Annotated in this window: 5 protein-coding genes; 3 read left to right on the forward strand and 2 right to left on the reverse strand. The window is 60.0% G+C overall.

Annotated elements, in window-relative coordinates:
• Nucleotides 1–425 (reverse strand): IS5 family transposase (locus tag HLH29_RS18865; protein WP_182968915.1); only part of this gene is annotated, 425 nt, incomplete at its 3' end.
• Nucleotides 426–997: 572 nt separating this feature from the next.
• On the opposite strand from HLH29_RS18865, the gene HLH29_RS18870 reads away from it, so the two are divergent.
• From HLH29_RS18870 to HLH29_RS18880, 3 genes are all read left to right on the forward strand, one after another.
• Nucleotides 998–4,165 carry a TonB-dependent receptor plug domain-containing protein gene (locus HLH29_RS18870; RefSeq protein ID WP_246374482.1) on the forward strand — a complete coding sequence of 1,056 codons (3,168 nt, stop codon included), beginning with the start codon at nucleotides 998–1,000 and terminating at the stop codon, nucleotides 4,163–4,165.
• Nucleotides 4,166–4,346: 181 nt separating this feature from the next.
• On the forward strand, nucleotides 4,347–6,995 hold the full coding sequence (locus HLH29_RS18875; protein WP_182968916.1) for a M1 family metallopeptidase: 2,649 nt from the start codon (nucleotides 4,347–4,349) through the stop codon (nucleotides 6,993–6,995).
• 1,151 nt (nucleotides 6,996–8,146) lie between these two features.
• Nucleotides 8,147–11,194, forward strand: a complete 3,048-nt coding sequence (locus HLH29_RS18880; RefSeq protein ID WP_246374483.1) for a TonB-dependent receptor plug domain-containing protein — start codon at nucleotides 8,147–8,149, stop codon at nucleotides 11,192–11,194.
• A 294-nt stretch (nucleotides 11,195–11,488) separates the two neighbouring features.
• Here the strand turns inward: HLH29_RS18880 and HLH29_RS18885 are convergent, their stop codons facing one another.
• Nucleotides 11,489–12,655: a nucleotide sugar dehydrogenase gene (locus HLH29_RS18885; protein ID WP_182968918.1), complete on the reverse strand. Its 1,167-nt coding sequence runs from the start codon at nucleotides 12,653–12,655 to the stop codon at nucleotides 11,489–11,491.
• Nucleotides 12,656–12,968: the final 313 nt, after the last annotated feature.

Consider the following 12,968-nt stretch of genomic DNA (forward strand, 5'->3'; position numbering starts at 1 on the left):
CGTCCCTTGATCTTCTTGCCCGCGTCATAACCGCGAGGGCCGCCGTTTTCAGCGGTTTTAACCGATTGGCTATCGATAATGCCCACCGAAGGCGTGGCGTCTCGCCCGTCCTGCTCACGCGACAGGATCACGAGAATATGGTTCATGGCTTCCCATCGTCCCTCGCGGATCCAGCGGTAGAAATAGCCCTGCACGGTCGTGAAGGCGGGAAAGTGGCGCGGCAATTGCCGCCACTGGCAGCCCGTGGTGACGATATAGAGGATCGCCTCCATGACGCGCCGCAAATCCGTACGTCGTGGTTTTCCCAGTCGTTTCCTCTCGGGCATCAGCGGCGCAATCAGCGCCCACTCCGCATCGCGCAGGTCGCTTGCATACTCCAGCTCGTCCCGGCGATACTGCGCTCGGGTGATTTCAGTCCAGGCCATTTTGATCTCATCAGGTTCTCGCAAACCCATGAATCATAACCCGCTGAAATCACTCAACTCATTTCCGGTCAGACAGTGAGACTGTTGAGGGCGATCGATCTGTGCCGTTTACGGCACGTGCTCTCTTGTACGCGTAAAGACTGGGAAACAGTATGATATCTATAAATTTCATTAAAAAGATTTCTTATATTTTAATAACTTTCCATTTTCAATATCTATCCCCTTTTTTCAATGCCTTCCTCCGCGACGGCACATATGTATCCGTTGCCTCCGTGCAACATAATGACAAAAATCTGCAATAATTCACACACAAATGGTCGACACTCCCACTCCGATCATGTGTAGTTTCGTTAACGCGCCGTAACAGGCAATGGACACATGTTCGGAGAGTTCCACGACCTCACACTCATCGAAAATCCGGAACGGGATGAGACGCGGCCAATCGTTGCAGCATCGGAATCAGGATGATTCAGAGGTGTTCTCCGATGGGACGACCCGGCATGACCTTTGGCGCCGAATGCTGATCAAGACACTCGTTTACCAATCTTCACATCAATATTCTGGAGAAATTCATGGGTGATCGCCAGATAAAGCCGACAACCGTACGAACTCTGCACCGAAAGAATATCGTTCTGTTCGCCTTCACGGCCATGAGCGGGATGATGTACTCTTCCGCTTTCGCGCAGAGCGCGGAGACGGCGACGCAGACACAATCCCCGCGCAAGCCCCATGTCAGGACGACCAAGGCTGCCAAGACCGTGAAAACGGCCCCGGCCGCGGCGGGGCCGGTCGCGATGGCACCGGTCGCGGCCACGCTCCCTCCGAGGGCCCCGAACAATGCGACAGCCATAGCGAACGCGGCGGCAATGGCCAGCAGTCCGGCTCCGGAGCAGGAGGCCGAAAGTGTCACGGTGACCGGCACGCTGTTCCACGATCCGAACGCGACCAGTTCGTCCGAAATCACGCATATCACGCGCAAGGACATGCAGCAGCGCGGCCTGAAAACCGCCAATGACATCCTGCAACAATTGTCGGCGAACGGTGCGGGCAATCTTACCAGCCAGTGGGCGGCGGGTGGCGGCTTTGCCCCCGGTGGATCGGCGCCATCGCTCCGTGGCCTCAGCACCGACTCGACCCTCGTCCTCATCGACGGGCAGAGAAACTCCTACTATCCCCTCGCTGACGACGGCGAGCGGGATTTCGTCGATACGACATGGATTCCGCAATCCATCATGGAGGGTGTCGACGTTCTGCAGGACGGCGGATCCGCGACCTATGGCGCCGATGCTGTGGCCGGCGTCGTGAACTTCACGACCCGCAAGAACATCCAGGGATTCGAGGCCAATGCCGAAGGCGGCCTGTCGCAACGTGGGGATACGGGCCATCAGCGGCTATACGCAACATATGGCCACGGTGACCTGAATCGCGACGGATATAATTTCTACATCAATTCGGAATACCAACAGGACGACGCTTTATACTATCGCCAGCTTCAATCCCCCTATAACAACGGCGACCTCACCAGCCCCGGTGGATCGAACGGAAACACGAACACCCTGCTTCCCGGTACGAACCAGTTCAATACCAATTACACCGGCTCCACCTCCGCCGCGATTGTCCGGCCCTTCGTCAATGGGGCAGGCGTCGGCGGATACAGCCTGCTCAACCCGCAAGCCGGATGCGGCGGCCTGACGCCGGTTTCGGGGTACAATTTCACGGGAAATGACACGTCGCTGACATCGGCGTGCTCGCAAAATTCCAAGCAATATGCAATGGTGCAGCCGGACCAGCGCCGGGTCAGCGCGACCGCGCACTTCACGGCGAATGTGACGGATAATTCGCAACTGGTCGCGATGTTCAACTGGTCGCAAGCCCGGACCATAACGACGTCGGCGCCTTCCCCATACGGGACGGCGACGCAGGCGGAACTGGTGTCGAGCAGCCCGGTCGTCCTGCCGTGGCAGCTTTCCAACGGCCAACTGAATCCGAACGATCCGTATGCGGCCCAGCATCAGGACGCCCAGATCGCAGGATTGTTCAATCAGGTCCCGGTCACGACCGATACGTCGAACAATTTTCGCGGATCGGTACGCTATACCGGCTGGGCGCGTTCGAACTGGGGATCGGACTGGAACTACGATGCTGACTTTGTCGGCATGAATACGCTGCTGAACCAGGTTCAGACAGGCCAGCCTTATCTCAGTCACCTTGAAAACGCCATTGCCGACGGGTCCTATAACTTCGTCAACCCGTCCCAGAATTCCAGAAGCGCCACGAACTACGTCTTGCCGGTCAACACCATCAATGCTCGCTCGCAGGAGTATTCCGGCCAGGCAACCTTGAGCAAAGGCCTGTTCAAATTGCCCGGCGGAATGGTGAAAGTCGCGATCGGCGGAAATATCCGTTACGAAGCCGTAAACGATCCGAATGCCAATCCGCTCGATGTGAACAACCCCGCCAATCAGTGGGCCATCTATAATCCGGTGGCCCAGGTCGGGCATCGCTGGGTCGAATCCGGATTCTACGAAGTCAATATTCCGATCGTCAAAATGCTGAATATCGACACATCCGGTCGGTATGACAATTATAACGAGCAATCGGAAAATTTCAGCCACTTCTCGCCGAAAGTCGGCTTTCAGTTCAAGCCCATCAAGCAGATCACACTGCGGGGAACCTTCAACCGCGGCTTCCGTGTGCCCAGCTTTGCCGAAACGGGCGGACAGACCGAAGGCTTCGTGCCGGTACAGTGGGACCAGACAAACCCCGCCATCACCGCCTGGCAGAACAGCCACGGCAATGATGGATATGTTCAGTCGGGGAATTACATCGGGCAGTTGAACGTTGGCAATCCGCAGCTGAAGCCGGAAACCTCGACCAGCTATACCATCGGTCCGGTCTTCAATCCGACGAACTGGCTGACCATTTCGGCCGAATACTACTACATCAAGAAAAACCATTTCATTACGAGTGGTATCCTGAACCCGAACGCCTACCTCAATCAGTGGGTTGAGAACGGTGGTTCGAACGTGGGGCTGCCTGCCGGAATTACGGTCGTTCCGGGCCCGAAAGACGGCAATTACCCGAACGCGCTGGTGGCCCCCGCTTATGTCGCGGGCGAATACATCAATGCCAAAAGCATGATGACGGATGGTGTCGACCTGTCGATCAGCGCGCATGCCCATCTTCCGGGTGCGCTGCATGACGTCACATGGTACAGCAATGGCCAAGCGACCTACGTCAGGCGCTTCAACCAGGTCAACCCTGATGGATCGATTTACCAGTTCGCCGGGACGCTCGGTCCGTATTCCGCCGTTTCCGCTTCGGGCACGCCGCGCTGGCGCGCGAACTGGTCGAACACGTTCGCCTGGAAAAAACTGGCCGTTACCCCCACCGTCTATTACACGAGCGGTTACAAGACAGTGGCGGATGATTCCGGCGCGACGGCGCCTGCCGCCGATGGACGTTACAGCCATAGCTGCGCGAATTCGGTCGGGATGTTGCAGTTTAACGGCCCGGCCTATCCGACCCAGTGTCGCGTCAAGGGTTTCTGGGATGTTGATCTGACCGTCAATTATCAGTTCAACAAGAAATGGTCGATATACGCCAACGTCTATAACCTTCTCGGTTTCCGCGCGCCGTATGATTACGCGACGTATGGCGGATACCTCTACAATTCTTCATGGTCGCAGAAGGGTGTGATCATGCGCTCCTTCCAGTTCGGCGTGAACGTCACGCTCTGACGAAACCCGATACGGGAAGAAAAGGGGGTGGTCTTCGGACCGCCCTTTTTTTGTCGGCGGAATGACGGCCGCTTCGCGGCGGTCTTCTACGCTGCCCGCCCGATTTGCGTTGTGCACCCAACAGGGGAACAATGGCGGGTAGATGATCAGGCTTGCTGGTCCACTACACCGGAGTTTCCGTATGAATTTCAAACCCGCCATCGCCACGCTTCTATTGGCGAGCACGGCCCTGCTGTCAGGACCTGCCCTGGCCGAATCTCCCTTCGATTTCGCCCACGCACCCGGCCAGTTGCCGAAAGATGTGGTGCCCGGCGCCTATCGGATCGACATCGTCACCGACCTGAAGCGCCTGACCCTGACCGGGCATGAAGACATCGACGTCAACGTCACGGCCCCCACCGCCAGCATCACGCTGAACCAGGCCGGCCTGACGCTGACCTCGGCAAAGCTCGACGGCACGGCGGCCAAGATCACGCAGGACGACAAGGCCCAGACGGCGACGCTGACCCTGCCGCAGCCCATGGCCACCGGGGCGCACAAGCTGGCGATCACCTATCGCGGCCCCATCCCGGCCACGCCGAACGGCATCTATTACGACGATTACCGCACCTCCAACGGCCGGCAGCATCGCATGCTGGTGACGCAGTTCGAGGTCGCGGACGCCCGCCGCATGTTCCCCGGCTGGGACGAACCCGCCTTCAAGGCGACGTTCCAGTTGACGGCGACCCTGCCGGCCAGCTTCACCGCCGTCAGCAACATGCCGATCGAATCGTCCACGCCGGCCGGCGCGAACGCCAAGCGGGTGGTCTTCGGCACCTCGCCGCGCATGTCCACGTACCTGCTGGCCCTGGTGGCCGGTGACATGAAGGCCGTCAGCGGCAAGGGCGGCGACACGCCGATCAATGTCTACGCCCCCACCGGCGAGCAGGAAAAGGGCCGCTACGCGCTGACCGCCGCGTCTCAGATCCTGCCGTATTACAATGAATATTTCGGCGTCGCCTACCCGCTGCCGAAGATGGACCTGATCGCCATTCCCGGAAATTACGAGGCCGGGGCAATGGAAAACTGGGGCGCCATCACCTTCATCGACGACGATCTGCTGTTCGACCCCAAGACCAGCGCGCCGACGACCCAGGAAGCCGTCTATATCGTCGTGGCGCACGAAATGGCCCACCAATGGTCGGGCGACCTGGTGACGATGGGCTGGTGGGACAATATCTGGCTCAATGAAGGGTTCGCCACCTGGATGGAGACCAAGGCCACCGACCATTTCAACCCGACCTGGCAGATGTGGCCGCGCCAGCATTACGAACGCGAACAGGCGATGGCGCAGGATGCCCATCCGACCACGCACCCCATCCAGCAGGTGATCCACGACGTCAGCGAAGCCGATACCGCCTTCGACCGGATCAGCTACCAGAAGGGCGAGCAGGTCATCCGGATGGTCGAGGACTGGCTGGGTCCCGATATCTTCCGTGACGGGATGCGCGCCTATATGAAGGCCCACGCCTACGGCAACACCACCAGCGCCGATCTGTGGGCCGCGCTGTCGCAGGTGTCGCACCAGGATGTGGCGACCGTCGCCCGCAGCTTCACCGAGCAGCCGGGCATCCCGCTGGTCACCGTCGGCCGACGCTGCGAAGCCGGCAAGACGACCCTGACGCTGACCGAAGGCCGATTCGCCATCGGTGACGCCCATCCGCTGCCCGCGCGCTGGAATATTCCCGTCACCGTGGCAGGCCCCGGCATTGCCGCGCAGCGCGTCATCCTGACGCCCGACCAGCCCGCGCACCTGACATTCGCAGGCTGCGACCAGGCGCTGAAGGCCAACCCGGGCGAGAACGGCTATTATCGCGTCGCCTATGACGCATCGTCGCTCTCGGCGCTCGGGAAAGCCTTCAGCCAGCTGAGCGCCGTCGATCGCGCCAACTTGCTGGGCGACCAGTATGCGCTGTTCCAGGCCGGCCTGGCACCGCTTTCGACCTGGCTGGACCTGGTTGCCACCCTGCCGGCCACGCACGAGGACAATATCGCCGTCTGGCAGGACACGATCGGGCACCTGAAGGATCTGGACGCGATGGAGCGCGGCAGCCCGTCCCGCCCCGCCTTCCATGCCTTTGCCCGCGCCCTGCTGGGGCCGCAACTGGCACGCCTGGGCTGGACGCCGCGCGCGGATGAATCCTTCCTCGACACGCTGCTGCGTCCGCAGATGATCACGGCCCTGGGGCAGTTCGATGACCCGGCGGTCGTCAGCGGCGCGCAGGAGCGCTTTGCCGCCTATGTGAAGAACCCTGGCAGCCTGCCGGCCAGCCTGGTCGATCCGGTCACTTCGGTCGCCGGCCAGCATGCCGATGCCGCGACCTACGCGACCCTCGCCCGGATGCTGCACGCGGCAACCAGCACCGAGGACAAGCTGCGCTTCTTCAGCGCGCTGGCGGCAGCGCATGATCCCGCCTTGATCCGCCAGACCGTGCAGATCGCCTATAGCGGCGTCATCCCCAACGGCCGCGTCGCCCGCTCGCTGGCCCGGGTGGCCGCCACCAGCGACAATCCCGACTTTGTCTGGTCGCTGGTGCAGGATCCGCAGACGCAGAAGCAGATCCGCGCGCGCCTGGCCCCCTGGTCGCAATCCGCACTGCTGCCGGCCATCGCGTCGTACTCGGTCAGTCCGGACGTGGCGAAGGCGCTGGCCGCCGACCCCTCGGCCACAGCCTCGATCGGCGCCAGGATCGAAGCCCACAAGGCCACGGATCTGATCGCAGCCAATGCCGCCATCGCGGCGCGGGCCCAGGCCGACCTCACCCCCTGGCTGGCCGCCCTGTCGCACTGACCACCATCGAAGCGCCGGAAGACATGAGCGATCGTTTCGGGCCGTCGGGGCCTGAAACGATCGTCTCCGGCGATACGATTTCCGGGCACGATCAACCGTAGCCCTCTCTGCCGCCGGGGCCCTGTTCGCCCGCATGAATGCGCGAACACCGCCCCGGCGCCTTTCTTGAATGCTCCTTCAGGACCCGTTGGGAAATGTGCGCCGGCACGCGAGAGCGGCCTTATGGGCCGGTCGCCGCCGAGCATGGAAATCGTGCGGCGAATCGCCGCCTGCACGGCCGGAAAACAGAGCAACGGCCCCCTGACCCGCCTCCCTCACACAAGCCGTCCTCGCCCCGAATCCGGTCCTCATCCGCTCTCCACCATCATGGGAACGACAGGGCACCATCGTCTCAACCCGACGTCAGCGGCCCGGACGATACAAGAGAACAATAAAAAGAAAATACTGGAGCATATACATTCGCGAAAAGATCTCCAGAATGGCAATTCTGGAAATTTTATCAAATTCCACCCCGTCCCTATTCTATTCCCCTTCCAAAACAAGATTCTCGGGCAGAAGAGTTTATGTTGCACGAATGCAACATAACGAGCGAAATTCGTTACAAATGGAATGGAACGGTCGACAGGACCGCCGCCTTTATGCGTATTTTGTTACTGCTATGTAATAGGAAGTTTAGGTATGGTTTCTCGACATCATAGGGTGGATGATTGTAGTCCCCGACGCTTCGGCGCCGGGCACATCATCATGCGCTTCTGTCGAAACCATGCCACATGCGGGCTCGAAGGCTTGGCGCCGCAGGGCCGATGTCCGCGCCGCTCCTGATGAGCGGGGAACTCTACAAAAATCACATGCATACGGGGCTCAGTCCCCGCGAAGCCATGAGTTTTGTAATTTTCTGACAAGGCAAATCATTTTCATTAAGAAATGATGAGCCAGGACAGAGCGAGCCAGACATGGAGTGCCTCCCGTGCTCTTCCTCTTGCGTCAAAACAAAAATCGTTCCGATATCAACAAGATTCGGAACAAATCCTCCTTCAAGCCTTCAACCGATCCTGGAGCAATTCATGGGCGATCGCCGAGCAAAACAGACGACACCCCGAACTTTTCGAAATAAGAACCTTCTTCTTCTGGCCTTCACGGCCATGAGCGGAATGATGTGGTCCCCCGTCTTCGCCGAAAGCACAACGGCGGCGACGCAGACACCCCGCAAGCCCCACGTCAGGACGACCAAGGCAACCAAGGCGGTGACACCGACCAGGGCTCCGGTCACGACCAGCCCGGCCGTCGCAGCGACGGCGCCCGCGCCGAACGCCGCAATCGTGGCGCAGACCTCGACCGCCCCGGTTCCGGCGGCACCGGCGGAAGCGGAAAATGTCGTGGTAACCGGCTCGCTGATCCGCGATCCGAACTTCCGCAGCGCCTCTCCCATGACGCACCTAACGTCCCGGGATCTGCGGCAGCGCGGCATCACGACGGCGTCGCAGGCCCTGGCGCAGCTCGCCTCCAACGGTTCGGGCAACCTGCCGGCCAACTTCTCGGCCAACGGTGCCTTCGCGGCCGGCGCCACCGCGCCGTCACTGCGCGGCCTGACGACGGACTCGACTCTCGTCCTGATGGACGGGCAGCGCCTGTCCTATTATCCGCTTTCCGATGACGGCGAACGCAACTTCGTCGACAGCAACTGGATCCCGATGTCGATCATGGAGACGATCGACGTGCAGAAAGACAGCGCCTCGGCCACCTATGGCGCCGATGCGGTGGCGGGCGTGATCAACTTCATCACCCGCAGGCAGATCAAGGGATTCGAGGCCAATGCCGAAGGCGGCGTGAGCGGTCGGGGCGATTCCGGCCACCAGCGCCTCTACGCCACCTACGGACGTGGCGACGTCGATCGCGACGGCTACAATTTCTACATCAATGCCGAATATCAGAACGATGACATGCTGTACAACTCGCAGCGTGGCTATCCCTACAACACGGGCGACCTGACTGGCATCGGCGGCTTTAACGGCAACCCCAACGCCATTCAGGCCGATGGCACGTTGCAGGGTGTGGGCGCAACCACCGTCGCGACGGTGCGTCCGGTCACGGTCAATCCGACGACCGGCGCATTGAGAACGATCGGGGGGCTCCAGCCCCTGGGCGCAGGCTGCGGCAATCTCATGACTCATAACGTACCGGTCGGCGCGGCGGCGGGCACGACCGGCAATTACGCCAATACGGTCTGCGAACAGAACACTGTCGGCAATTACAAGGTGATTGCCCCATCAGACCGCCGCGTCAGCACCACGGCGCATTTCACCGTGCGTCCGTGGCAGCGGGCCGAGCTGACGGGGATGTTCACCTATTCGCAGAACCTGAACTATAATACTGCCACTCCGGTCAGCATCCGTTCGCAAAGCCGGTCCGGCGATATCAGCTTCGCCAACATCACACTGCCGGCCCTGCTGTCCAACGGGCAGTTGAACCCCAACAACCCCTATGCCGCTCAGGGGCAGGCCGCCCAGATCTACTATCTGTTCGGCGACATGCTCCCCACGTCTACCCAGTTCAACCAGGCCTATCGCGGCTCGGTCCATCTTTCGGGCTGGGAACCGTCGAACTGGGGCTCGGACTGGAAATATAACGCGTCGTTCGTCGGCATGACCGACGACCTGGCCTATGTCCGGACCGGCTACCCGATCTTCAACCGCGTCCAGCGGGCAATCAACGACGGCAGCTACAATTTCGTCGATCCGTCGATGAACTCGGCCGCCATCCACAACTGGATCGCGCCGCGCTCGACGCAGCACTCGGATTCCTCGGAATATTCGGGCGAACTGACCTTGCAGAAAGGCCTGTTCAAACTGCCGGGCGGCATGGTCAACCTCGTCGTCGGCGGCAATATCCGCTATGAATCGCTGAACAACCCCAGCGCCAACCCCGACGATCCCTTGAACCCCAGCGCCCAGTATATGGGCGTCAACGGCTTCTACGCGAAGGGCAGCCGGTGGGTGGAATCCGGTTTCTTCGAAACCTATATTCCGTTCGTCAAATATTTCAGCGCCGACGTGTCCGGTCGCTATGACAATTACTCGGTCGGCTACAACCGCTTCTCGCCCAAGGTCGAAGCCCTGATCAAGCCGATCAAGGAATTCACGCTGCGCGGCACCTTCTCGAAGGGCTTCCGCGTGCCGAGCTTCGCCGAGACCAACAGCCAGACGGTCGGCTACGTCACGGACACTCCGTCCAGCCATTCGTACACGTCAGCGTTCCTCGCCCAACACCAGAATGCCGCCGGCACCGGGCCCGATGCCTATGCGCAGCAGTACAACCTGGCGCTGAACACGGTCGGCAATCCCAACGTGAAGCCTGAACTGTCGACCAGCTTCACCGGCGGCGCGGTCATCCAGCCGACACGCTGGATGAACCTGAGCGTTGATTACTATTACATCAAGAAGACCAACTACATCACGACCGCGAACCAATCGACAGCTCTGGAAGCCTATTACACCGGTTCACCCATGCCGTCGGGCATTTCGGTTATCCCCGACGTCACCGATCCGGATCACCCGGACGCGACACCTCGCGCCGGCATCGTCAATCTCGGCTATATCAATGGCGCGACCCTCGTGACCGACGGTCTCGACCTCGCCCTGGATGCCAACATCCCGTTGCCGGGCAAGCTGTCGAAGCTCAAATGGTACAGCAAGGGAGAGGCCACCTACATCTTCCGGTATAACGTCAATTATCCGGGTCTTGGCACCGAGCGTTTCGCCGGAACACTTGGACCAGCCAATACGACTTCGGCCTCGGGAACGCCCCGCTGGCGCGCCAACTGGGCCAACACCTTCACCTACGACAAACTGTCGCTGACGACGACCGTCTATTACACCAGCGGCTACAAGCTGACGGCAGAAGACGCTACGGGACCCGGCACCCGCAACGATTGCTCGCAGGCACAAACTGGATTTGCGGGCGAAACAACGCTGGATGGTAGCCCCATCCGATGCAACGCCCCCAGCTTCTGGGATGTCGACCTGACGCTGATGTATCGCTTCAACAACCGCTTTACGGCCTATGCGAACATGTACAATGTCGCCAACTGGAAGCCGGCCCTCGATTTGGGCACTTATGGCGGGTACCTGTACAACCCGTCCTGGTCGGCTGCCGGCATGCTTGGCCGCGCCTTCCGCTTCGGCGTCAACGTGACGCTCTGACACTCTTCACGATTGGGGGTGGTCTTTCCGGACCACCCCTTTTTTGACCAGAACATGCAGCCTCGCAGCATGTCTGCGCCTCCCGCTTCTTCTGCCTTCTTTTTCGAAAGCGTGAGAAAGCCAGGCCGAATCCTCTTCCACCTGACCTGCCGTGGAGGATTCCTTCTATTTTGAAGGCCTATTGAGAGGACAGATTGATAAAGCGCAGCCGCTTCAACGAGGAACCGATCCGCCCCCCCTGGCGGTTCAGTCTCACACGGACAAGTAAGCCACCCCGTCAAAATAGGCCAGGCATCAATCCGCGCCGAACACATCGCGCGTGAAGATCTTGTCCTCGACATCGATGAGTTCCTGGGTGCGCCGGTTCGCCACGATCACATCACAAACCGCCTTGAACTCCGCCAGATTCCTTACAACGCGCGAGCTGAAGAATCTGTCCTCCTGCAGGGCAGGTTCGTAAACGACGACTTCGATTCCCTTGGCCTTGACGCGCTTCATGATTCCCTGAATCGCGCTCTGGCGGAAATTATCCGACCCGGCCTTCATCACCAGTCGATAGATACCGACCACCTTCGGCTTCAGCGCGATGATCCGTTCCGCCAGGAAATCCTTGCGGGTACGGTTTGCATCGACCACGGCCGAGATCAGATTCTGCGGCACCTGGTCGTAATTGGCCAGAAGCTGTTTCGTATCCTTGGGCAGGCAGTAACCGCCATAGCCCAGGGAGGGATTGTTGTAATGCTGCCCGATGCGCGGATCGAGGCACACACCGTCGATGATCTGACGTGAATCCAGGGCGCGGGAAAGCGCGTAGCTGTCGAGTTCGTTGAAGAAGGCCACGCGCAGCGCGAGATAGGTATTGGCGAACAGCTTGATGGCTTCGGCTTCGGATGGGTCGGTAAGAAGGACGGAGATGTCCTTTTTTACTGCCCCTTCGATCAGCAGATCCGCAAAGCGGCGCGCGCGCGCGCTGCGCTCACCCACGATGATTCGTGAGGGATACAAATTGTCATAAAGCGCACGACCTTCCCGCAGGAACTCGGGCGAGAAGATCACCTGGTTGGTATGCATCCGTGATCGGACGGCCTCGATGAAGCCCACAGGTATCGTCGATTTGATGACGATGGTTGCCGATCTGTTCAGCGCGATGACCTGAGAGATCACCGCCTCCACCGACGACGTGTCGAAATGACTGGTTTCCGTATCGTAGTTCGTCGGAGTGGCGACGATAACGAAATCAGCATCCCGATAGGCTTCAGCGGGATCAGTCGTCGCCTTCAGCGAAAGCCGCGCGTTGGCGAGGAAATCTTCCATCTCGCTGTCGATGATGGGCGACTGGCGTGCGTTCACCTTCTCGACACGTACTGAACTGATGTCGACCGCTGTCACGTCATTGTGCTGCGCCAGCAGAACGGCGTTCGACAAACCGACATATCCAAGCCCCGCAACCGCGATCTTCATATAGTCCTCGCTTCACATCAATCCATGGAGTCCACGGGGCGGATTGACCTCGCCCCTGACCTGCTCTGGAGCTTTCATCCAACTGAAGGTAGAACCTCAGGGAAAGTTAAGCCCTTGGTTGTAGGATGTGCAATGGGGCCAGGATCGGAGTGACCCTGCTGACCCTGCCCTCAGTTTTGAGTCAAGGTCAGACAGCATCTGAGTAAGCATCCGGCGAGAGACGCGTGCGTGTTTCCTGCGTGGGCTTTCGGGCAACAAAAAACCCGCCTTGTGGGGCGGGTTTTGTTGTGTCCTATCAAGGACTTGAACCATG

Source organism: Gluconacetobacter tumulicola (assembly GCF_014174215.1).
Taxonomy (GTDB): Bacteria; Pseudomonadota; Alphaproteobacteria; order Acetobacterales; family Acetobacteraceae; genus Gluconacetobacter; species Gluconacetobacter tumulicola.